The following is a 20,885-nucleotide window of genomic DNA, read 5'->3' on the forward strand; positions in this document are numbered from 1 at the left end:
GAAACAGGCTTCGACAGGCTCAGCCCTAACGGTTTTGTGACTCCGATGTTCACTCTTCCAGTCTCCTTACCAGCGAACTCGTATCCTGCCGCGCGCCGCCCATCGCCTGCACCTCGGCATAATAGCCGTCGACAAGCTTCGCGAGTTCGAGCGTTGCGCCTTTCGCTTCGCCCTCTTCGAGCGCCAGCCAGAGATCCTTGCGCATCCAGTCGACGGCGAAGCCGAAATCGAATTCGCCCTTGGCCATCGTCTTCCAGCGATTGTCCATCTGCCAGCTTTGCGCCGCGCCGCCCGAGATCGCATCGAACACCCGGTCGAGATCAAGGTCCGAGCGTTTGGCCAGATGCAGCGCTTCGGACAGGCCCTGCAGCACACCGGCGATCGCGAGCTGGTTGCACATCTTGGTTTGCTGGCCCGCGCCCGGCTCGCCGCAATGGACTATCCGCGCCGCGTAAGCCTGCATGATCGGCTCGGCGAGCGTCATTGCGCGGCGGCTGCCGCCGCACATGATGGCGAGCGCACCGTTTTCCGCGCCCGCCTGACCGCCCGATACCGGCGCATCGACGCAATGAATGCCCTGCGGCTCACCGGTCTCGGCCAGTTTGCGGGCGAGCTTCGCCGATACGGTCGTATGGTCGATCCAAAGCGTGCCTTCATGCATCGCATCGAAGGCGCCGTCCGGGCCGATGGTCACGGCTTCGACATCGGCATCGGCGCCGACACAGGCGATAACGGCATCGACGCCATCGGCCGCCTCGGCGGGGCTGTCGGCGTTGCGGCCGCCATGTTGCGCGACCCAGTCCGCCGCCTTGGTGGCCGTGCGATTATAGACGGTTACCTCGTGATCGACCTTCAGCAGATGCCCCGCCATGGGCGCGCCCATCACGCCGAGCCCGAGAAATGCGATCTTTGCCATGAGTTGCCGCCTGCCGTTCGTGCCGTAGCGCGATCCATAGGATGTGTTTGCGGTAGACGCCAGATAGGCTAGGGCGGGCCCCGTTATGGCGACAGCAGCAGATACCGGGCCCGATTCGACCGTCACGCTGGAGAGCGTGCGCGCCGCGCATGACCGGATTGCCGACTCCATCGTCCGCACGCCGACCATGCTCAGCAAGACGCTGTCCGAGATGACGGGCGCCAATGTCTGGCTGAAGTTCGAGAACCTCCAATTCACGGCCGCCTTCAAGGAGCGCGGCGCACTCAACAAGCTGCTGCAACTGTCGGACGCCGAGCAGAAACGCGGCGTTATCGCGGCTTCGGCCGGCAATCATGCGCAGGGCGTCGCCTATCACGGTGCGCGGCTCGGTATCCCTGTCACGATCGTGATGCCGCAGCATACGCCGACCGTGAAAGTCCAGCAGACCGAGGGCCATGGCGCGACGGTCGTTCTGCATGGCGAGCGGTTCGACGATGCCCAGGCGCGCGCTTGCGAAATCGCCGAGGAGCGCGGGCTCGTCTTCGTGCACCCGTTCGACGATGCCGATATCGCAGCGGGTCAGGGCACGATCGCGATTGAAATGCTCGAAGACGTGCCGGACCTCGATTTGCTTTGCGTGCCGATCGGCGGCGGCGGGCTGATCGCGGGCGTGGGCGTTGCGGCTAAGGCGATGAAGCCGGATATCGAACTCATTGGTGTTGAGGCCGAGCTCTATCCGTCCACCTACTCCAAGATGCGCGGACTCAAGCTACCCTGTGAGGGCGATACGCTGGCCGAGGGCATCGCGGTCAAGGAACCCGGCGGGCTTACGCTCGAAATCATCCGCGAAACGGTCGACGATATCCTGCTGGTCGGTGAACGCGATCTGGAACGTGCCGTGGCGCTGTTGCTGCAGATCGAGAAAACGGTGGTCGAGGGCGCGGGCGCGGCGGGCCTTGCCGCGCTGCTCGACCATCCGGCCAAGTTCAAGGACAAGAATGTCGGCCTGATCCTGTGCGGCGGGAATATCGATACGCGGCTGCTCGCCAATGTGTTGCTGCGTAACCTGGCGCGCGACGGCCGACTCGCGCGGCTGCGCATCCGGCTCAAGGATCGCCCCGGCGCGCTCTATTATGTCGCCAAGGTGTTCGACGAGCAGCAGGTCAACATCATCGAAGTCTACCACCAGCGCGTCTTCACAACGCTGCCCGCCAAGGGTCTGATCACCGATATCGAATGCGAAACACGTGACCGCGCGCATCTCGAACGGCTGATCGCCGCGCTGGAGCGCGAAGGCTATGAGGTATCGCCGGTGGAGCTGGCGTAGATCGTCAGACCTTCGCTGCGCTCAGGTGCGGGCCGGTGCCGCGAACTTTCGCCAGAAAGTTTCTGACAAATCAGCGAATATCGGGATACCAGCGATCCAGGCCCTTCTTTCGACCGAATGCCCAGCTCATCCCGCATTTGAAATAGATCCAATTCGCCTTGAGCGCGCCCCATTCGGCGATGCGGCGGTCGGAGGTTTTCACGATCCGTGGGACGAGCTTCACACTACCGAGGCGGCAGAGCCGGAGGCACAGATCGACATCCTCCATGATGTTCATATCCGGATCGCAGCCGCCGACGGCGAGAAAATCGGCGCGGCGAAAAAACATGGCATGATCGCCGAACAGCAGGCGCAGGCCACGCACGAACAGATGCGGCCGTAACAGGATCGGGCCGTAATAGGTCTTCGCCCAGTTATGAAAGCTCGTGCCCCAGCGGGTTTTCGTGCCAGTGAGCAGCGGCGTGAAACCGCCCAGCGCACGCTTCGGGTTTGCGAGCGTGCGTTCTACGAGCGCCAAGGCGTTCTCCGGCAAAGCGGTGTCCGCATGAAGGACGCAGATCAGCGGCGCGCTCGCCTCTGTGACGCCGCGATTGACCTGCACCGCGCGACCTTTCCGGTCATGCTCGACGACGTGAAGTCCTGCGTCCCGCGCAATTTCGACCGAACGGTCGGCGCTGCCGCCATCGACGGCAATCACTTCGGCCGGCTGCGGATCGAGCGTCGCGATATTGGCGATGACGGCGGGCAGCGCTGCCTCCTCGTCGAGCATCGGGATGACGATGGCGACTTCGCTGCGGGCGGGTTGGATCACGCGGTCAGCCATGGCCAGCGTTTAAGATCGTCTGGTCGGTCGCAGTCCGCCAGCGTTTCGAGCAGCACGGGGTCTATATCGCGATCCGCGAGGCGTTTCAGCGTTTCGGGCAAAACGGCATCGGTGCCCCAATCCATGTCCGTGAACAGCCAATCGTAGCGCTTGGCGATGCCGATCAGCCAATAGCCGCCATCTTCCGCTGGGCCGATGACGACGTCCTTGTCCGCAAGGGCTTTGGCCGCTTGTTCGAGATGACAGACAGCGAGATCGGGGCAATCGGCGCCGACGAAGATTACTGGCAGCGGATTGATGGCCGCGCGCAGCCGATCACCAAGATCGCCATCCGCTTGTTTCTGATAGCTTGGGCCACCACCGAGCCACGCCGCGAAATCCTTCCGATCCGCGCCAGTGAACCGAACTTCCATCGGCAGTCCGCTCTCGCGCATCACGGCGACGGTGCGCTCTGCAAGTGTCCGATGGATCGCCGCCGCCCCGGCGTCGCCCAGCGCCGGGATAAGGCGCGTCTTCGCTTTTCCCGGAACGGGATAGCGGGTGAAAAGCACGAGGCGCGGTTGCGGCATCCCGTCCTCATAGCGGTTGCGCACCCGCCGCCAAGAGTAAGCCGCACATGCAGGATCGGGATGGCGGCGCGGTTCGTAACTGGCTAATGCGGCCAGGCACTATCGGGAACGCGCCAATCATGCTGTCTGTTCTAGATCTTTTTCGCATCGGTATCGGGCCGTCGAGCTCCCACACCGTGGGGCCGATGCGCATCGGCCGGCGCTTCGTAACCAGCCTGAAACGGCGCGGCCATATCGAGCGCACCGCGCAGATCACAGTCGAGCTGCAGGGGTCGCTGGCGCTGACGGGCGCGGGCCATGCGACGCCGAAGGCGGCGATTCTCGGGTTGATGGGCCTGAAGCCCGAGACGCTCGATCCCGAAGCGGCCGATCCGGCAGTCGCCGCGGTGCACACGGAGAAACGGCTGACGCTGTGCGAGGGCGTCACCATCGATTTCGATCCCGAGCGCGATATCGTCTTCGCCTATGATGTAATCCCCGATCTGCATCCGAACGGCATGCGCCTGTCCGCCAGTGACAGCGATGGCACGACGCTGGCGGAGCGCACATACTATTCCACAGGGGGCGGCTTTATCGCTTCGCGGCGCCAGCTCGAACGGCCGGCCAAGAACGACATCATCCGTGCGGGCCAGCCTGTGCCCTATGCGTTCGGATCGGCGCAGGAGGTGCTCGACTGGTGTGAGCGCGAGGATATGGCGATCCACGAGCTCATCTACGCCAATGAAGATGCGCGACGCCCGCGTGCCGCGACAGATCAGGCGCTCGACCGGATCGCGAAGGTCATGATGGCCTGTATCGACCGCGGCTTGAACCGTGAGGGCATGCTGCCGGGCGAACTGAAGGTGAAGCGACGTGCGCCGGGCCTCTGGGCAAAGCTCAGCGCCTCGCCGCAATCGAACGAGCAGGAGCAATTGTTCGACTGGCTCAATGTGTATGCGATGGCCGTGAACGAGGAGAATGCCTCGGGCGGCCAGGTCGTGACCGCGCCCACCAATGGCGCGGCGGGCATCATCCCGGCCGTTATCCGCCATTATTGCGCGCGCGACGATATGGATGCGGTGGCAATCCGCAAATTCCTGCTCACGGCGGGCGGGATCGGGCTGCTCTACAAGCAGCGCGCGTCGATCTCGGGCGCCGAAATGGGCTGTCAGGGCGAAGTCGGCGTCGCCTGCTCGATGGCGGCGGGTGGACTCGCGGCCGTCTGGGGCGGCACGCCGACCCAAGTGGCGAGCGCCGCCGAAATCGGTATGGAGCATAATCTCGGGCTGACCTGTGATCCGGTCGGCGGGCTCGTCCAGATTCCCTGTATCGAGCGCAATGCGATCGGCGCGGTCAAGGCGGTGAACGCGGCGCGGCTGGCGCTGCACGCGCATGAGCGGATGCGGGTGAGCCTCGATCAGGTCATCGAAACGATGCGGCAGACCGGGCTCGATATGTCGTCCAAATATAAAGAGACCAGCCAGGGTGGGCTGGCGGTCAATGTTGTCGAATGCTGATCAGGCGCTCTCCGTGGCGAAGGGCGCGTTGAGCCGGACGATCTTCCAGTTGAGCAGGATCGCGAAACTGACCCAAGCGAGATAGGGCGCGATCAGCCAGCCGGTCATAGGATCGTAAGGCGCGAGTCCGACGATCAACGACAGCACGGACGCCCAGAGGAAAAAGGCTTCAATCAGCGACCAGTCCGGCCGACGCGCGATGAAGAAGAGCGGGCTCCAGAGCAGGTGGAGCAGGAAATTGACGCCGAACAGGGTGAGTATCAGCTGCCGATCCGCAACTGTCGGCGCGGCCTCCCACGCGATAACACCGGCCCAGCCCGCCAGGCCGAGGATGATCGTCCAGGCCGGGCCGAACAGCCAGTCGGGCGGATTCCAGCTCGGCTTTTTCAGGTTGCGGTACCAGGGGCCGATCTTGGTAAGCGCCGCGCCGGCCGCCAGCAGGACGATGATGGCTGCGGCGGCGATGGCGATTGTCATGCTCATCGGCCAGTTATCGCAGGTTCGCCGCCAAAGGCCAGCTGATCACGGTGTAACCGGCAGCTCGGTGAAGACTTCCGCGCCCGGCCCAAGGGGTATGCCGAATGCGACCCAGACGATCACCAATACGATGCCCATGACCATCATCCAGACCGAATAGGGCACCATGGTTGCGAGCAGGCTACCGATGCCGAAATCGGGCAGCCAGCGCTGGCAGAAAACGAGGACCAGCGGCAGATAGACCATCAGCGGGGTGATGATATTGGTGGCGCTGTCGCCGACGCGATAAGCGGCGGTGGTCATTTCCGGACTTATGCCCAGCAGCATCAGCATCGGCACCAGCACTGGTGCGAGCAGCGCCCATTTTGCGCTCGCCGAGCCGACGAACAGGTTCAGCAGGCCGGTGAAGATGACAACCATCGCCAGGAGCAGCGGCGCGGGCAGCGCGAGCGCCTGCAAGCCATCCGCGCCTTTCACGGCGAGGATCAGCCCCATGTTCGACCAGGAAAACATCGCCACGAAATGCGCGGCGGCAAAGGCCAGGACCAGATAATAAGCCAGGTCCGCCATCGAGTCCGTCATCATTTTGACGAGATCGCGATGATCCCCGATCGTGCCCGCGGCGCGGCCATAGGCCCAGCCGGCGGCGAGGAAGAGAACGAAAAAGGCCGCGACGAGCGAATTATAGAAAGGCGTCAGCCGCGCTTCGGGTATCGGCGCCTCCTCGTCGATCAACGGTGTGCCCGGCCCGACGGTGAAGAACACCCACAGGCCGACGATACCGAGCACGGCGAGGCCCGCATTGCGCAATCCCTTTTTCTGCTCGGGCGTCAGCGGCGCGTCGATATCGGCATGATCGTCCGCCTCGGCTTCGGCGCTCGGAAGAGGCTGGCCCGCGGCCACCGCCGCTTGCCCCTGAGGCGTGTAGGTGCCGAGGCGCGGTTCGATAATCCGGTCGGTGACGTACCAGATGACGGGCAAGAAGATGCAGGTCATCGCGACGATGAAGAACCAGTTGCCCGCAATATTGGCTTCCCATCCGACAAAGACCGTCTCGACTGCTGCCTGGGTTATGCCGAACAGCAGTGCATCGAGGCTGCCGGGGAGCAAGTTGGCCGAAAAGCCGCCTGATACACCGGCAAAGGCGGCGGCGATGCCGGCGATCGGGTGCCGGCCGGCAGCCGCATAGATCACGCCGGCGAGCGGGATCAACACGACATAGGCGGCGTCAGCGGCGAGATTGCCGAGCATCGCGGCGAGCGCCACCACCGGGGTGAGGAAATTGGTCGGCGCGTTGCGCACGCCCGCGCGCATCGCCGTGCCAAACAGGCCGCAGCGTTCCGCGACGCCCGCGCCGAGCATGACGACCAGCACGAAACCGAGCGGGTGGAAATGGGTAAAGGTGGTCGGCATTTCGACCCAGAGCCGCTGGATATTGTTGGCGGAGAGCAGGCTTTCGGCCGAGATGATCCGCGCCGCGCCCGTCGCCTCGTCGATCTCGGTCGGATGGGCGGCGGACCAGCCGGTCACCGCCGCGATAACGCTCAGCACGATCAGGATGCCGATGAGATAGAAGAATATGAAGACCGGATCGGGCAGCCGGTTTCCGGTCCGTTCGATCCACGCCAATATGCCGCGGCGTTTTTCGGTTGCTGCCGTTCCGTCGCTCATATGTCCCCGCTTTAACGCATCACAAAGCGCGCCTTATCAGCGAGAACGCGTCCGAGTGCAATCGCCCATGGCATTGCGGCAGCCTATCGTGTTCAATCAATCGCCGCGGCCTGTCCGCGCTATTTGGGCGGCATCCGGATCGCGCCGTCGAGCCGGATCGCTTGGCCGTTGAAATAGCTGTTGCGCGCGATCTCGAGCACGAGGCTGGCGAACTCTTCAGGATTGCCGAGCCGTTTCGGAAATGGCACCGAGGCGGCGAGATGATCGAACATCGCCGGCGCGCGATCCTTCATGCCCAGCATCGGCGGCGTTGCGAAGATACCCGGCATGATCGAATTCACGCGGATGCCGAGATCCATCAGATCGCGCGCCATCGGCAGGACAAGGCCGTTCACGCCCGCCTTGTTGGAGCCGTAGATCACCTGGCCGATCTGGCCGTCCTGCGCGGCGGCCGAGCTGGTTAGCGTGATGCAACCGCGTTCGCCATCTTCGCCAAGCGGATTGGCGTTCGCCATGCCGAGAGCCGAGATCGAAGCGATACGATAGCTGGCGACGAGGATGCCCTGCGCGCCCTTTTCATATTCTTCGGTCGGCAAACGGGCGTAAGTGCCCGTTTCCTTGTCGTAGCGCAGCGTCTTGCCGCGTCCCGAAGCCATGGCGCAATGGACGGTCACGCGTTCCTGGCCATGCGCGGCGCGCGCGGCTTCGAACCCATCCAGCACCGATTGCTCGTCCGTGATGTCGACATGGTGGAAGGTTGCGCCGATTGCGTCGGCCTTGGCCTGGCCCGCCTCCGCATTGATATCGAAAATGGCGACCTTGAACCCGACATCGGCCAGTGCCCGCGCGCTGGCATTACCGAGCCCCGATGCGCCACCTGTGACGACGGCCGCCAAACCGTGTTCGAATTTCATGAGCCTTCCCCTATCGTCGACATCCGCCGGAGAAGCTAAGGCTATCGCCCGCGCCGATCAATCGCCGGGATTGGTGAATGGAAGGGAGAAAGCAGGTGACCCCTACGGGAATCGAACCCCGAAGGATGGGCCTGCCCATCCGTCCGACAAAAGGCACGGGCCCGGCGAAACGGCCTGTGGCATGCGCAACGGTGAACGAAAAAGGCTGGTGACCCCTACGGGAATCGAACCCGTGTTTCAGCCGTGAAAGGGCCGCGTCCTAACCGCTAGACGAAGGGGCCGTCCCAGCGGGTGCGCAGATAGGCGAGGGGGCCGGGCTGGTCAAGCTCTGTGTTGCACCGCATCATCCCTTCGCGCTGTGGCAGACGGCCTGCAGCTTATTGCCGTCCGGATCGCGGACATAGGCGCCATAATAGTTGGGATGATAATGCGGGCGCAGGCCCGGCGGACCCTCGTCCGTGCCGCCATTGGCCATGGCGGCGGCATGAAAGGCGTCGACCGTGGCGCGGTCCTTGACGAGATAGGCGATATGGACGCCATTGCCGGGCGCCGCCGGTTCGCCGTTGAAAGCGGGGCCGATAAAGGTCTTCTGTCCGGCCGCTTCGCCGAAGGCCGCACCCGCATCGGTTTCCATGAAGAGCGGATGGCCGAGCACATCCATCACGGCGAGCCAGAAGGGCTTCGCTCGCTCCCAATTGTCGCAACCCAGCGTGATATGGCCGAACATTCCCGCCTCCCTCGTGCAAAGCGCAAGCATAGGCCTTCCAAAGGCTTTTACGCCACCCGGTGATCGTGAAAATATAGTTTGAAATTAAAAAATTAAAGTAATAGTTTAATTTCAGTCCCGATTACCGGAGTGATTCGCCGTGTCTCAGTCCACCGCCCAGCGCCGTTTTGCCAGCCTTCTCGCCCTTGCAACACTGGCGGGCGCCATCGCCTTACCGGTGCTGACGATCATTATCTGGCTGTTCTGGGACTATTTCGCGCCGACCGCCGCGGCCAATCTGGGGCAGGGTTTCGATCTCTCGACATTGGGGGTAGGCGCGCGGATGGCGGGGTTCGCCGTCTCGATGGTCGGTGCCGCGATCTGGTCATACGGCCTGTTGTCGCTGCGCCGCACCTTTGCCGAGGCGGCAGACGGGCGGCCGCTATCCCTCGCTGCGGTGCGCGGATTCAGGCGGTTCGCCTGGGTGGCGTTCCTCATGGTGTTCGTCGGTATCGTGCAAAATACGCTCTATATCATGATCTACTCGATCAGCGATCCGAACCGGGACGGGCAGCTCTCGATCCATTTCGGCTCCGGCGAGCTCGGCGCGCTCTTTATCGGCTTGCTGTTCGTCTTTGTCGCGCATGTCTTTGCGACCGGCCAACGCGCCGTGGACGAGAATGCGGCGTTCCTCTGAGGGCGGCATAGGTGCGGATCGTCATCAATCTCGATGTGATGCTGGCGCGGCGCAAGATGCGGTTGAAGGAACTCGCCGCGCGCATCGGCCTCACGGAGCAGGCGCTCTCGATGATCAAGACGAACAAGGTGCGCGGCGTCAGGTTCGATACGCTGATGAAGATTTGCGATGTGCTCGACTGTCAGCCCGGCGATATTTTGGAGTTTGTGCGCGATGAAGAGAATTAGGATCTTCGGCTTCGCCGTACTTGCGGCATTGGGCTGTTCCGCCTGTGCGACATTCAGTCCGTCGAGCGACGGCGAGCAGTGGCGCGAAAGCCAGTGCCGGGAAAAATATGGCGCGCCCTGCGCCGAGCTCGACCGGCAGCGCATCGAGCATGATTTGCGCGATGTCGTCGAAGGGTTTGACTAAGCACAGGCGTCAGTCCGCCCAGGCCGCGTCTTCGAGATGCAATTCGGCGGCCGGGCGCGGACCCCAATCGTCGATCTTGGCGCGTCCGGCGACCCAGAGCTTGCGCGTCGTTCCGGCGCTCAGCATCGCCTGGCCGAGCGGCGTATCGGCGGCGCGGAAGGCGATGGTCTTGAGGCTGCGCCCATCCTCGCCGGCGACGATCGCGCGGACATGGTCGGTCCCGACGATATCGGCCTTGATCACGCGCACCGGGCCTGTCGCGATGCGCGGTGCGGGCCAGCCCATGCCATAAGGACCGCCTTCCTCCAGCGCATCGACAAAGGCTGGCGTCACGCCCCCTGGTGCGACCACGGCATCAAGCTGTAACGCCCGTTCGCCGCGGGCCCGGGTCACATCGTCCGCCATCCGCGCGTCGAGAAAATCGGCGAGCGCATCGATCTTGTCTTCTGCGACAGTTAGCCCGGCGGCCATCGGATGCCCGCCGCCCGCAATCAGCAGCCCCGTGTCTTTTGCGGCGAGCACCGCGCTGCCCAAGTCCGCCCCCGCGACCGAGCGGCCCGACCCTTTGCCGATTCCGTCATCGTCCAGTGCGACGACAATGGCGGGACGATGCAATTTTTCCTTCAGCCGGCTCGCCACAATGCCGATCACGCCCGGATGCCAGCCCTTGCCGGATACCAGCGCCACCGAGCGATTGTCCTGTCCCTTGCCGAGTTCGAGCGCCTGCTCGGTCACGGCGGCCTCGATGGCGCGGCGTTCTTCGTTAAACTGTTCGAGCTCGGCGGCGATCGCTTTCGCTTCCTCCAGATTCTCGGTCGTCAGCAGCCGCACGCCGAGATCGGATTTGCCGACCCGCCCGCCCGCATTGATCCGCGGACCGAGCCGGAAGCCGAGATCGGATGCGATCGGCGCACGATCGAGCCGCGAGGCTTCGAGCAACGCATTGATTCCGATATTGCGCTGCGCCGCCATCACCTTGAGGCCTTGCGCAACGAAAGCGCGGTTGAGCCCATGCAGAGCGGCGACATCGGCGACCGTGCCGAGCGCCACGATATCGAGCAGTTCGATGAGTTTCGGTTCAGGGCGGTTTTCGAAATAGCCGGTTTCGCGCAGCCGCCGGACGATGGCCGCGCCGAGCAGAAAGGCGACGCCGACCGCAGCCAGATGCCCATGCGCCGCGCCTTCCTCCTCGTCGAGCCGGTTCGGATTGACGAGGCTGTGGGCGACCGGCAGCTCGGCCGCGCATTTGTGATGATCGACGACGATCACATCGACGCCGGCATCCTTGGCTTGCTGCAGTGCCTCGAACGCCTGCGCCCCGCAATCGACGGTCACGATGAGTGATGAGCCTTGCTCCGCGAGCCCGACCAGCGCCTCGCCGGACGGGCCATAGCCCTCCATCAGCCGGTCAGGGATATAATAGCCGGCGTCGAGGCCGAGATCGCGCAGCAGGCGGATCAGCAACGCGGCCGAGGTCGCGCCATCGACATCGTAATCGCCGAAAATCGTAACCCTTTCCTGCGCGTGGATAGCCGCAACGATGCGTTCCGCGGCCTGGTCCATGTCGCGGAATATCGACGGGTCGGGCATGAAGTTGCGGATCGTCGGCGCGCGATAGGTGTCGATCTCGTCCCGCGCGCAGCCACGCGACAGCAGCAGGCCGGTGACCAGATCGTCCGGTTGGAAACTGCTGCTCAGCCCGTCGATCGCGCCGCCGCGCCAGTGCCAGGGCTGGCCGGAGATCGAATGGGCAATATCGAGCGCGGGTTTCATGAGCCTGCTTCTAGCGGTCGCGGTTAATCCCCGCCATCGGCCTTTGCCGCTTTGCTGTGGGCATAGCGAGCGGCCAGCGGCGCGGCGGTGATCCCGTGCAGGACAATGCTGAGCAGCACGGTCAAATAGGCCGTCGCGCGGATCGGCTCGCTGATCGCCCCTTCGCCGAACACGATGAGCACGAAAACGAGGGTTGCGAGCCCGCGCGGTCCGAACCAGCCGACATAGGCGATGGTCGGCAGGCGCACCCCGGAACCGATCAGCGATACGGCGACGGCGCCCATCCGGATCACTGTGAGGCTGAGCAGCGCGTAGACGAGATAAACCCATTCGAAACTGGCAATAGCGACGACGGGGACCGTCAGCCCGAAGGCGAAGAACAGGGAAAGACCAAAGAACCGGCCTTCCTGCTCGACGAAATCGGCCACCACGCCGGTGCGCTCTTCGCAGAGCGCTGCAAAGGCGAGGCCGGCCACAAACGCGGAGACGAAGGCGTTGCCGCCAATGGCTTCGGCGGCGAGAAACGACCCAGCGGCCACGCCGAGACAGGCCAGCGTTTCGAAATGCCGGTCGAGCCAGCCGGCGCGCGCGGACCGGACGATCGCAAATCCGCCGATCACGCCGACCGCGAGGCCGGAAAGGACACCGAAAGCGATTTGCTGCAAAGCGACGCCGAGCCAGAACAGCCAGTCGCCCTGCATATGGAGCTCGACGAAACCGGCCAATGCGGCAAACAGAAAGACGAACGGCACGGCGAGCCCGTCGTTCAGGCCCGATTCCGTTATGATTGTGCGCCGTATCCGCTCGGGCACATCCTCATTATCGACCACGGCCGCGCCGAGCGCTGCATCGGTCGGGGCGAGTATCGCGGCGAGCAGCGCCGCCTCCATCCACGGCATCTCTGGAAACAGGCCGATTGCCGCCAGCGTGCCGAACAGGATCGCCAGTGGCAGGCCGATCAGCAGCATGCGCTGGGCGAGCGCATTCATGCCGATGACTTTGCGGAAGGACAGTCGGGACGCATCGCCGAACAGCACCAGCGCAAGCGTGCATTCGGCAAAAAGCAGCAGATTTTCCGACCCCGGATCGAGATTGAATTCGACCGTTCCGGAGAGGCCCAGCGCAAGGCCGCCCAGCGCAAATATGAGCGGCGCCGGCGCGATGGTTGCACCGAGCGGTTTCGAAAATATGCCATAGCCGACGAACAGCAGGGCGAGCGCCGCCAGCAGAGCCTCCGCAGTCATGCCCGTCCCCTTTACGCCATTCGAATGCGCGCACCATGGCGGCGCGCGTCAGGCTTGCCAATATGGTCGGTACCGCAGTTAGGATGCTTGAACCCGGCCCGCGGTCCGTGCAGAGAGCCGCGATGCAGCCGATCATCTCCATATCCAATCTCTGCAAGACCTATGACGGCGGCGTGCAGGCGCTCGACAATGTCAGCCTGGATATCGCGCCGGGCGAGATTTTCGCGCTGCTCGGGCCGAACGGGGCAGGCAAGACGACGCTGATCAGCGCCGTGTGCGGCATCGTGACGCCGACATCGGGCATGATGATGGCGGGCGGGCACGATGTGCTGCGCGATTACAAGAGAGCGCGCAAGATGATCGGGCTCGTGCCGCAAGAGATCAGCACGGACACGTTCGAGACGGTCTGGGCGACGGTCAATTTCAGCCGCGGTCTGTTCGGCAAGCCGCGCGACACGGCCTATATCGAGCAGCTGCTCAAAGACCTGTCGCTTTGGGACAAGCGCGACGCAAAAATTATGGAGCTTTCGGGCGGGATGAAGCGCCGCGTGATGATCGCCAAGGCGCTGAGCCACGAACCTGAAATCCTGTTTCTCGACGAGCCGACGGCGGGCGTCGATGTCGAGCTTCGGCGCAATATGTGGAACCTTGTGCGGGGCCTGCGCGAGCGAGGCGTCACGATCATCCTGACCACGCATTATATCGAGGAAGCCGAGGAGATGGCCGACCGGGTCGGTGTGATCCGCAAGGGCGAGATTATCGTCGTCGAGGAAACCGCGGCGATCATGCGCAAGCTCGGTAAGCGGCAGCTTAAGTTGACGCTGTCCGAGCCGATGGAGACGGTGCCCGATGCGCTGGCCGAGTGGGAGCTGGAGCTGGCCGATGAAGGGCACTGCCTGATCTATACATTCGACGCCAATGACGAGAGCACGGGGATTCCGTCGCTGCTCAAGACAATGAGCGATCACGGTATCGGCTTTGCCGATCTCGACACATCGAAAAGCTCGCTCGAGGATATCTTTGTCGGTCTCGTGCATGAAGAGCCGGCAGCCGAACAGGAGCCCACGGCATGAATGTCCGTGGCGTATGGGCGCTCTATGTCCTCGAAATGCGGCGCGCGTGGCGAACGCTCTGGCAGAGCATCGTCGCCCCGGTGATCACGACCATGCTGTATTTTGTCGTATTCGGCAGCGCCATCGGATCGCGGATCGAGGATATCGGCGGCGTCGATTATGGCGCGTTTATCGTGCCGGGTCTGATGATGCTCTCGCTGCTGACGCAGAGCATCTCCAACGCCTCTTTCGCCATCTATTTCCCCAAATTCACGGGCACGGTGTATGAGATGCTGTCCGCGCCGATGTCGCCGATCGAGCTGGTCATTGGATATGTCGGCGCGGCGGCGACCAAGTCGATCATCCTCGGGCTGATCATCCTTGCGACGGCGACCTTCTTCGTTGATGTCCGGATCGAACATCCGCTGGCGATGATCGCATTCTTGGTGCTCACAGCCGTCACTTTCAGTCTGTTCGGCTTTATCATTGGCATCTGGGCGGACGGTTTCGAGCAGCTCTCCTTCATCCCGATGCTGATCGTGACGCCGCTGACCTTTCTCGGCGGCGCATTCTACTCGATCAATATGCTGCCGGAACTGTGGCGCACGATCAGCCTCTTCAACCCGGTCGTCTATCTGGTCAGCGGTTTCCGCTGGAGCTTCTACGGTGAGGGCGATGTCAGCATCGGGCTGAGCCTCGGGATCACGGGCCTATTCCTCCTGCTTTGCCTGGGCACGGTGATCTGGATCTTCCGCACCGGCTATCGGCTGAAGGAATAGCCATGGCGCGCCTGCTGATCGTCTATCACAGCATGACCGGCGGGACGCAGCAGATGGCCGAGGCGGCGGCGCAGGCGGCACGCGATGCGGACGGCGCTGACGTGATCGTGAAGGAAGCGCCGGATGCGGGCCCCGAAGATCTGCTGGCCGCCGATGGCTATCTGTTCGCGACGCCAGAGAATCTCGCGGCCATTGCCGGCGTGATGAAAGCCTTTTTCGATCGCTGCTATTATCCGGTGCTCGGCAAGCTCGAGGGCCGGCCCTATGCCGCGATGATCTGCGCAGGCTCGGACGGCGAGAATGCGCGGGCGCAGCTGGAGCGCATCGCCACCGGCTGGCGGCTCAAGAAAGTCGCCGACACGCCGATCATCTGCACCTATGCACAGACCAAAGAAGAGATATTGGCGGAAAAGACGATTCCCGACGACGATCTGGCCCAATGTCGCGAGATCGGGGCGGCGCTGGCGGCCGGGCTGGAATTGGGTGTGTTCTAAAAAGGCGCGCTTATTCGGCCAGCACGCCGAGATAGGTTGTGTTGACCGCCGCCGGTATCCGTATCTCGCCACGCTCCGCCAACGCATCGGTGACGCGCGAATAGTAGAGGTGATACCACCAGATGAAATATTCCTCGAAGCTCACGCCATGGGTGGCGTAGGGAGAGCGTTCGTAGTGGCTGCGTAACTCCGGCAGGTGGGCCTGGAGCAGGGCGGCGAGTTCCGGCCGGAACGCATTCGCCATATCGGACAGCGCTTCATAGGTCGCCATTCCGAAAATCGGGATCAGCACGCGATTGTCCGCATCGATCAGGCCGAATTGGCGGAGCAGGGCGATCTCGCCGGCAGCCGCTTCATGCGCAGGGTCGCGATGCAGCGCGCGCAAGGTTTCGGCGAGCCGCTGCCGGACTGCGGCGGACGAGACATCGGCATCGGGCCCGAGCCGCGCGGTAAGCGTTTCGGTATCGGGCAGGGTGATGATGTTGGCCGGACCGGAATAGCGGCGATTGCCGTAAAGCCCGAGCGCCAGCCCATCGAGCAGCGTGAAATGGTTGCCATAGATGCCGAAGGCCTCTTCCTCCGGCCCGCTCTTTTCCATGAGCGCGAGATAATAGTTGCCGCCGCCGCGCGATGGCCGCTCGGTACCCAAGATATCGGCTTCGATGCCGTTGATCTGCCAATTGTCGAGTAAAACGTTGCTGAGGATCAGCAGCGAGGATTCTTCAAACGATACATGCTCGAACCCGGCCAGTTGCGCATAGGCGGTACGAACCTCGGGCAGATGGGCGACGATCAAGGCGACACTATCGTCGATAAGCGCAGGCGAAACCGGCATCGATTGGGGCGTTTCGGCGAGTGTCATCACCGGAAAGGCGAGCGAGAGACTCGCGTCAGGCTGCTCGGTCGCTAATCCCTCAGCGACAAGCACCTCCACGCGCGCGTCGATATCGGCGCGATTGTGCTCGCCCCTATTGGCAAGGTCCGCGAGCGTGTCACCAGAATATAGGGCGAGGATGATATCCTGCGTCAGTGCGTCCAGACTGATGCCCGGTCGGTTTTCGCCCGAAGAGATTTGTTTGAACTCGAAATTCTCCGAAGAGAGTTGAGCCGAGGCTGGGACGGACAGAAGCATCGCGCCTAACAGAGCCAAAAACTGTTTCGTAAGCGCCGCCATAGTTTGAGACATAGTGCATTAATACGATAATACACACGATCGGTCAACGATGTCCTGCGCCAGGCACTCTGTAGGACAGGAGAAGAGGTCTGATCTGTTCTATTTCGCTCCGATGCCGTCAGGTATCGGGCGAATGTCGGAAATAGGACGCAGGCACCGGATCGATATCGTCGACTTCCATTACCTGTTCGCTCCGCAATACGATATCGCCCGACGCCGCGTTGACGGCGATCACCTCATTGCGCCGCGGCAGGCCGATCAGCAGGCGATCGGCGCGCACGTCGAAGGCGATGCCGAGCGGGCGGGACGGCAGCGCAAAGTCGCGCCTGACTTCGCCCGTTGCATCATCCAACGCGACCAGGTTGGACGATGCGTTGTTGACCACCCATATCCAGCCGCGCTGTGCATCATGCGCGAGCCCGATCGGGAAAATGCCGCCGCTGTTCCAACATGCCGTGCGTGTCGGAGCCGCAACATCGACTACACAAACCTCTCCCGTCCCACCGTTGGTCACGAACACGCGGCTGCCGTTGCCGGTTGCCGCTAAACCTTCAGCCCCGTTTCCTGTGGCGATGAAATGGCTGTCTCCCGTATCCAGATCGATGAGGTCGATGCCGCCCGTGTCCGTATTGCTCGCGACAAGGATGGACCGGTCTTGTAGGAGCATCACCTTGTGCACACCGTTAGCCAACTCGAAGCGGCGCGTTTCCGCGAACGTCGCGCCGTCGAACTCGCGCACATGGCCTTCATTCTCGCAGGTGATCCAAAAGCGCTCGGCCTGCGCGGTTATCGCGGCGCCATGCGGTCGCTCGCACCCGTCCAGAGGGCGATGTGCGATTTGCGCGCCCGTGGCGAGGTCGACGATGCGAAATCCGTCGCTGCTCTCGCTCATCCACCGCATTTGCGACGGCTCGATAGGGTCTTCATGCGGTGCCGGGAAAACACCGTGTGAGGGGACGAGCGCAAAGCGTCCATCTTCGCTGACGGCGACGTCATGCGGTCCGACGCCGGCCGGAATGCGTTGCGTTACGGCGAGTGTTTCCGGATCGAGCAAGACCAGCTCGCCGGCCGAGCGCGCCACGGCGGCTATCATCGGTGTTATTGGCTCCCATGTGCTGGGTTCGGCGGTCATAACATCGGCATCGTCGCCGCTGCTCTGCGCATAGGTCAGCGATCCATCGCTTAGGAAACGCGGCATAAGCTCGCTACCCACACCGTTGAGGCGTGACAGTGGCACTGCTGTGGTCCAGCTATCGCCCGTGCGGCGCGACACATACAGATCGCCCGATACGCTTCTATTGCCTGGCCGTTCTGACGCTTCGAAAATCAGGCGCTCTCCATCCGGTGAGATCTCCAGATTCCATTCACCAAACTCCGAATTGATGCTGGCGGGCAGCCTCTCGACAGCCCAGGCCTCTGCCCGCAGAACGGCATGGTACAGGTCTCCGCCGCCTAGGCCCGGGCGATCAGAGGCGAAATAGAGCGAACCGTCCGGACGCAAGACCGGGCTATATTCGGTCGATTCCGAATTGATCGGTTCGGGCATTCTGGTCGGTGCAGCCCAACCGTCCCCCGCCCAGCGCACACACCAGATATCGATGTCGCCAGCCACCGCGCGATCGCTTGTAAAGCAAGCTTCTTCCCGTTCCGGCGAGAAATAGAAATCGCCTTCATCGGCTTCCGGATCAGCGAAAGACGGTGACCGAAGAACCGAACTCCCCGGCTCCGCGTAAAGAATTGCCGATCCCGCGTCGGTTGCCCATGGTCCGTCCAGCCGGGTGATATACAACCCGTCGGGACCTTCGCTCATCGATATTTCGGGCAATGGACTGTTGAAATCCGGAACGTCGGCTTCGCTGCGATGGCATGACAGGGCCAAGGTCGATCCCAGGATAGCGAGCGTGAGGCCAGCCGGTACTTTCATATGGAAAGTCCTTCTCATTAGTGCCGCCGGAAGCCGGATAGAAATTACGACGATTACCGTAATTCTGCAAGATCGATCGGGATATCGCCGCTCTTACTCGGCGAAGGAGTGGATCGCCTCGAGCGCCGCGCGTTCGCCGGTTTCCATCGCGCCGTGCACGGTTGCGCTTTCGCCGTCGCAATGGGTCGCTTCGCCGGCGAAGAACAGGACGTCTGCAACCGGCGCGGCGAGCGTTTCGCGGGCGTCGCCCATGCCGATGGTCGGATAGGAATAGCCGCCCAATATGAACGGCTCCGTCGTCCAGTCCTGCACCACGGCATCGCCCGTGAACGTTTCCGAAGCCCGGCCGCCGAAGATACGGTCGAGATCGTCGATGACGGCCGTGATGGCGCCCTCGCGGCCCATATCGCTCATTGCCTGCGCGCGCTCGCCGGTTGTGAACACGCCGATGGTCGGGCGGTCCGAACTTTTGCCGATCCGGGCGTCGTAGTAGAGATTGCCGATCGCGCCGCCGACTACCTCCTGCGACCCGAAAAAATCCTCGGTGAAGGTGAGGAACATCTTGTGGCCCGCCTCCATGCCGATTTTACCGATCGCCTCCGTCTTGTCCGCCGGCAGGGCCGGCTCGAAGCCGATGCTGCCCGATTTGAGGATATTGACGGAGGTCGTGAGAATTGCGCGGTCGAAGCGATGCTCTTCGCCGCCGACGGCCAGCGTCACGCCCGTCTTGTCATAACCGATCCGCTCGACAGCCGCGTGCGTTTCGATGCGATCCGCGATCGGTTCGGCCACCAGCGTCTCGACAAGATCGAAATAGGTCCAGTCGCGCACCTTGTAATCGTCTTCGCCCGAGCGGCTGCGGCTTTCTTCCTCGATGGCGGCATAGGCCGACATGCGATGCGCCGAGCCGCCGCTGTCATTGGCGAGCGCGGGGAGTAGGACCATTTGTTCGGCCGGCAGCCCCTCCGCGACGGCCCATTCGGTCAGCGTGAGATCATCGGCGGGGCCACGGCATTTCATGGCCTTGGCGTAAAGCGAGCGAAACGCCTTCGGCATATCGCGCTCATCATACAGCCGGTTATCGAACCAGAGCGCCAGCTCGCTCTCATCTTCGAGGATGTCGGCACCGGCTTTCTTCGCCAGCTTGTGGGTCAGCGTGCGATGGCCGTGGATCCATTCCGCGCCGAGATCGACCGGCATGTGAGACAGCGCGGTGCTCTTCCCGAGCCGCCCGCCGATCCGCTCTGAAGCCTCGAATATCGTGAAATCGATTCCGCGGTCATGCAGCGTCTTGCCCGCATACAGACCCGCCGCGCCGGCGCCGATAATCGCGATCCGCGCGCCGTCGGGCACCGTTTTCGCCGCCTCTGCACGATTGTCAGGCGACAGACCATGTTCGGCAAGCCAACGGGATAAACGGAACCGGGTCTGGGCCATGTCTGCGTCTCACCTATCCCTTGTAGTGTTCGCCCTTCACCCAGCGGACCGTGCCCGATGAGGCGCGCATGACGACGCTTTCGGTGGTCATGCAGCCTTTGCGCAACCGCTTGACGCCATCGAGCATGGAGCCGTCCGTGACGCCCGTCGCGGCGAAGATGACGTCGCCTTTGGCGAGTTCCTTGAGGCTATAGATTCGGTCGAACTCTTCGTCAGGGATGCCCCATTTGCGGGCGCGCGCTTTTTCATCGTCGTTGCGGAAGACGAGCCGGCCCTGAAACTGGCCGCCCACGCAGCGCAGAGCCGCCGCCGCGAGCACACCCTCCGGCGCGCCGCCCTGGCCCATATAGACGTCGATGGTCGTATCCTCGTCGGTCGTCGCGATTACCCCGGCGACATCGCCATCGGGAATGAGCTGCACACCGCAGCCGATCTCGCGCAGCTCCGCGATCAGCGCCTCGTGGCGCGGGCGGTCGAGCACACAGGCGATAATCTCGTTCGGTTTCACGCCCTTGGCCTTGGCGATGCGCTCGATATTCCAGGTGACGCCCTTGGAAAGATCGATCGTGCCCTTGGGATAGCCGGGGCCGATGGCGAGCTTGTCCATATAGGTGTCGGGCGCATTGAGCAGGCAGCCCTTCTCGGCGATGGCGAGCACCGCGAGCGCGTTCGGACCGGCCTTGGCCGTAATCGTCGTGCCTTCGAGAGGGTCGAGCGCAATATCGACCTTGGGCGCGCCGTCCGATGCCTTGCCGACCTTCTCGCCGATATAGAGCATCGGTGCTTCGTCGCGCTCGCCCTCGCCGATCACGACGGTACCGTCGAAATCGAGCCCGTTGAACGCCTCGCGCATGGCTTCGACGGCGGCGGCGTCGGCCGCTTTCTCATTGCCGCGGCCGATCAGTCGTGAGGCCGCAATCGCGGCGGCTTCGGTCACGCGGACCATTTCGAGAACGAGTACGCGGTCCAGTACCTCGCTGGCTTTCGGCATTATCCGGTCA

Annotated in this window: 21 protein-coding genes and 1 tRNA gene; 8 read left to right on the forward strand and 14 right to left on the reverse strand. The window is 63.1% G+C overall.

Annotation, left to right across the window (positions count from 1 at the left end):
* Window positions 1-49: 49 nt before the first annotated feature.
* Window positions 50-916 carry an NAD(P)-dependent oxidoreductase gene (locus Q0974_RS07550; RefSeq protein ID WP_299324472.1) on the reverse strand — a complete coding sequence of 289 codons (867 nt, stop codon included), beginning with the start codon at window positions 914-916 and terminating at the stop codon, window positions 50-52.
* A gap of 85 nt (window positions 917-1,001) precedes the next feature.
* Between Q0974_RS07550 and Q0974_RS07555 the strand changes: the two genes are divergently transcribed.
* Window positions 1,002-2,243 (forward strand): threonine ammonia-lyase, encoded by a 1,242-nt coding sequence (locus Q0974_RS07555; RefSeq protein WP_299324475.1) that lies wholly within the window; start codon window positions 1,002-1,004, stop codon window positions 2,241-2,243.
* Between the two features lie 70 nt (window positions 2,244-2,313).
* Here the strand turns inward: Q0974_RS07555 and Q0974_RS07560 are convergent, their stop codons facing one another.
* A complete protein-coding gene (locus Q0974_RS07560) occupies window positions 2,314-3,066 on the reverse strand; it encodes a glycosyltransferase (protein ID WP_299324476.1) in 753 nt (250 codons plus the stop codon).
* Entirely contained in the window at window positions 3,051-3,635 is a 585-nt protein-coding gene (locus Q0974_RS07565) for a TIGR04282 family arsenosugar biosynthesis glycosyltransferase (RefSeq protein WP_299324478.1), read from the reverse strand. The genes Q0974_RS07560 and Q0974_RS07565 overlap by 16 nt, the downstream gene beginning before the upstream one ends.
* A gap of 119 nt (window positions 3,636-3,754) precedes the next feature.
* Here Q0974_RS07565 and Q0974_RS07570 point away from each other — a divergent pair, with 119 nt between their 5' ends.
* Window positions 3,755-5,131 (forward strand): L-serine ammonia-lyase, encoded by a 1,377-nt coding sequence (locus Q0974_RS07570; RefSeq protein ID WP_299324480.1) that lies wholly within the window; start codon window positions 3,755-3,757, stop codon window positions 5,129-5,131.
* Here Q0974_RS07570 and Q0974_RS07575 read toward each other — a convergent pair whose 3' ends face one another.
* The 5 genes from Q0974_RS07575 to Q0974_RS07595 form a co-directional block, all read right to left on the reverse strand.
* The gene (locus Q0974_RS07575) at window positions 5,132-5,614 is read right to left on the reverse strand and encodes a TspO/MBR family protein (RefSeq protein ID WP_366943582.1); all 483 of its coding nucleotides are present in this window, start codon (window positions 5,612-5,614) and stop codon (window positions 5,132-5,134) included.
* A 39-nt stretch (window positions 5,615-5,653) separates the two neighbouring features.
* Complete coding sequence (locus tag Q0974_RS07580; protein WP_299324483.1) at window positions 5,654-7,279, reverse strand: AbgT family transporter; 1,626 nt, start codon at window positions 7,277-7,279, stop codon at window positions 5,654-5,656.
* A gap of 119 nt (window positions 7,280-7,398) precedes the next feature.
* Window positions 7,399-8,193 carry an SDR family oxidoreductase gene (locus Q0974_RS07585; protein WP_299324486.1) on the reverse strand — a complete coding sequence of 265 codons (795 nt, stop codon included), beginning with the start codon at window positions 8,191-8,193 and terminating at the stop codon, window positions 7,399-7,401.
* A gap of 206 nt (window positions 8,194-8,399) precedes the next feature.
* Window positions 8,400-8,474: transfer RNA gene (locus tag Q0974_RS07590), tRNA-Glu, on the reverse strand.
* A gap of 62 nt (window positions 8,475-8,536) precedes the next feature.
* Window positions 8,537-8,920, reverse strand: a complete 384-nt coding sequence (locus tag Q0974_RS07595) for a VOC family protein (protein WP_299324488.1) — start codon at window positions 8,918-8,920, stop codon at window positions 8,537-8,539.
* Window positions 8,921-9,059: 139 nt separating this feature from the next.
* Here Q0974_RS07595 and Q0974_RS07600 point away from each other — a divergent pair, with 139 nt between their 5' ends.
* Genes Q0974_RS07600 through Q0974_RS07610 form a run of 3 tightly spaced genes read left to right on the forward strand, consistent with a single transcriptional unit; the run spans window position 9,060 to window position 10,007 of the window.
* Window positions 9,060-9,596 (forward strand): hypothetical protein, encoded by a 537-nt coding sequence (locus Q0974_RS07600; RefSeq protein ID WP_299324489.1) that lies wholly within the window; start codon window positions 9,060-9,062, stop codon window positions 9,594-9,596.
* An 11-nt stretch (window positions 9,597-9,607) separates the two neighbouring features.
* Complete coding sequence (locus tag Q0974_RS07605; protein ID WP_299324491.1) at window positions 9,608-9,823, forward strand: helix-turn-helix transcriptional regulator; 216 nt, start codon at window positions 9,608-9,610, stop codon at window positions 9,821-9,823.
* Window positions 9,810-10,007, forward strand: a complete 198-nt coding sequence (locus tag Q0974_RS07610) for a hypothetical protein (protein WP_299324493.1) — start codon at window positions 9,810-9,812, stop codon at window positions 10,005-10,007. Before Q0974_RS07605 ends, Q0974_RS07610 begins: the two co-directional genes overlap by 14 nt.
* 9 nt (window positions 10,008-10,016) lie before the next feature.
* On the opposite strand, the gene recJ is transcribed toward Q0974_RS07610, so the two are convergent.
* Window positions 10,017-11,780 carry a single-stranded-DNA-specific exonuclease RecJ gene (recJ, locus tag Q0974_RS07615; protein ID WP_299324495.1) on the reverse strand — a complete coding sequence of 588 codons (1,764 nt, stop codon included), beginning with the start codon at window positions 11,778-11,780 and terminating at the stop codon, window positions 10,017-10,019.
* A 23-nt stretch (window positions 11,781-11,803) separates the two neighbouring features.
* A complete protein-coding gene (locus Q0974_RS07620; RefSeq protein WP_299324496.1) occupies window positions 11,804-13,024 on the reverse strand; it encodes a cation:proton antiporter in 1,221 nt (406 codons plus the stop codon).
* A 122-nt stretch (window positions 13,025-13,146) separates the two neighbouring features.
* Between Q0974_RS07620 and Q0974_RS07625 the strand changes: the two genes are divergently transcribed.
* Genes Q0974_RS07625 through Q0974_RS07635 form a run of 3 tightly spaced genes read left to right on the forward strand, consistent with a single transcriptional unit; the run spans window position 13,147 to window position 15,349 of the window.
* Window positions 13,147-14,097 (forward strand): ABC transporter ATP-binding protein, encoded by a 951-nt coding sequence (locus Q0974_RS07625; RefSeq protein ID WP_299324499.1) that lies wholly within the window; start codon window positions 13,147-13,149, stop codon window positions 14,095-14,097.
* A complete protein-coding gene (locus tag Q0974_RS07630; RefSeq protein WP_299324500.1) occupies window positions 14,094-14,855 on the forward strand; it encodes an ABC transporter permease in 762 nt (253 codons plus the stop codon). Before Q0974_RS07625 ends, Q0974_RS07630 begins: the two co-directional genes overlap by 4 nt.
* 2 nt (window positions 14,856-14,857) lie before the next feature.
* Window positions 14,858-15,349 carry an NAD(P)H-dependent oxidoreductase gene (locus Q0974_RS07635; RefSeq protein WP_299324503.1) on the forward strand — a complete coding sequence of 164 codons (492 nt, stop codon included), beginning with the start codon at window positions 14,858-14,860 and terminating at the stop codon, window positions 15,347-15,349.
* A 10-nt stretch (window positions 15,350-15,359) separates the two neighbouring features.
* Here the strand turns inward: Q0974_RS07635 and Q0974_RS07640 are convergent, their stop codons facing one another.
* From Q0974_RS07640 to glpX, 4 genes are all read right to left on the reverse strand, one after another.
* Complete coding sequence (locus Q0974_RS07640) at window positions 15,360-16,523, reverse strand: hypothetical protein (RefSeq protein ID WP_299324505.1); 1,164 nt, start codon at window positions 16,521-16,523, stop codon at window positions 15,360-15,362.
* A gap of 118 nt (window positions 16,524-16,641) precedes the next feature.
* The gene (locus Q0974_RS07645; RefSeq protein WP_299324507.1) at window positions 16,642-18,447 is read right to left on the reverse strand and encodes a hypothetical protein; all 1,806 of its coding nucleotides are present in this window, start codon (window positions 18,445-18,447) and stop codon (window positions 16,642-16,644) included.
* A 93-nt stretch (window positions 18,448-18,540) separates the two neighbouring features.
* A complete protein-coding gene (locus tag Q0974_RS07650) occupies window positions 18,541-19,884 on the reverse strand; it encodes an NAD(P)/FAD-dependent oxidoreductase (RefSeq protein ID WP_299324511.1) in 1,344 nt (447 codons plus the stop codon).
* A 13-nt stretch (window positions 19,885-19,897) separates the two neighbouring features.
* A complete protein-coding gene (gene glpX / locus Q0974_RS07655; RefSeq protein WP_299324514.1) occupies window positions 19,898-20,875 on the reverse strand; it encodes a class II fructose-bisphosphatase in 978 nt (325 codons plus the stop codon).
* Window positions 20,876-20,885: the final 10 nt, after the last annotated feature.

This window comes from Parasphingopyxis sp., assembly GCF_028279465.1.
Taxonomy (GTDB): Bacteria; Pseudomonadota; Alphaproteobacteria; order Sphingomonadales; family Sphingomonadaceae; genus Parasphingopyxis.

Coding starts and splice junctions, on each gene's coding strand:
- Q0974_RS07550 (WP_299324472.1), bottom strand. CDS start 916: ATGGCAAAGATCGCATTTCTCGGGCTCGGCGTGATGGGCGCGCCCATG.
- Q0974_RS07555 (WP_299324475.1), top strand. CDS start 1,002: ATGGCGACAGCAGCAGATACCGGGCCCGATTCGACCGTCACGCTGGAG.
- Q0974_RS07560 (WP_299324476.1), bottom strand. CDS start 3,066: ATGGCTGACCGCGTGATCCAACCCGCCCGCAGCGAAGTCGCCATCGTC.
- Q0974_RS07565 (WP_299324478.1), bottom strand. CDS start 3,635: ATGCCGCAACCGCGCCTCGTGCTTTTCACCCGCTATCCCGTTCCGGGA.
- Q0974_RS07570 (WP_299324480.1), top strand. CDS start 3,755: ATGCTGTCTGTTCTAGATCTTTTTCGCATCGGTATCGGGCCGTCGAGC.
- Q0974_RS07575 (WP_366943582.1), bottom strand. CDS start 5,614: ATGAGCATGACAATCGCCATCGCCGCCGCAGCCATCATCGTCCTGCTG.
- Q0974_RS07580 (WP_299324483.1), bottom strand. CDS start 7,279: ATGAGCGACGGAACGGCAGCAACCGAAAAACGCCGCGGCATATTGGCG.
- Q0974_RS07585 (WP_299324486.1), bottom strand. CDS start 8,193: ATGAAATTCGAACACGGTTTGGCGGCCGTCGTCACAGGTGGCGCATCG.
- Q0974_RS07595 (WP_299324488.1), bottom strand. CDS start 8,920: ATGTTCGGCCATATCACGCTGGGTTGCGACAATTGGGAGCGAGCGAAG.
- Q0974_RS07610 (WP_299324493.1), top strand. CDS start 9,810: ATGAAGAGAATTAGGATCTTCGGCTTCGCCGTACTTGCGGCATTGGGC.
- recJ (WP_299324495.1), bottom strand. CDS start 11,780: ATGAAACCCGCGCTCGATATTGCCCATTCGATCTCCGGCCAGCCCTGG.
- Q0974_RS07620 (WP_299324496.1), bottom strand. CDS start 13,024: ATGACTGCGGAGGCTCTGCTGGCGGCGCTCGCCCTGCTGTTCGTCGGC.
- Q0974_RS07625 (WP_299324499.1), top strand. CDS start 13,147: ATGCAGCCGATCATCTCCATATCCAATCTCTGCAAGACCTATGACGGC.
- Q0974_RS07630 (WP_299324500.1), top strand. CDS start 14,094: ATGAATGTCCGTGGCGTATGGGCGCTCTATGTCCTCGAAATGCGGCGC.
- Q0974_RS07635 (WP_299324503.1), top strand. CDS start 14,858: ATGGCGCGCCTGCTGATCGTCTATCACAGCATGACCGGCGGGACGCAG.
- Q0974_RS07640 (WP_299324505.1), bottom strand. CDS start 16,523: ATGGCGGCGCTTACGAAACAGTTTTTGGCTCTGTTAGGCGCGATGCTT.
- Q0974_RS07645 (WP_299324507.1), bottom strand. CDS start 18,447: ATGAAAGTACCGGCTGGCCTCACGCTCGCTATCCTGGGATCGACCTTG.
- Q0974_RS07650 (WP_299324511.1), bottom strand. CDS start 19,884: ATGGCCCAGACCCGGTTCCGTTTATCCCGTTGGCTTGCCGAACATGGT.
- glpX (WP_299324514.1), bottom strand. CDS start 20,875: ATGCCGAAAGCCAGCGAGGTACTGGACCGCGTACTCGTTCTCGAAATG.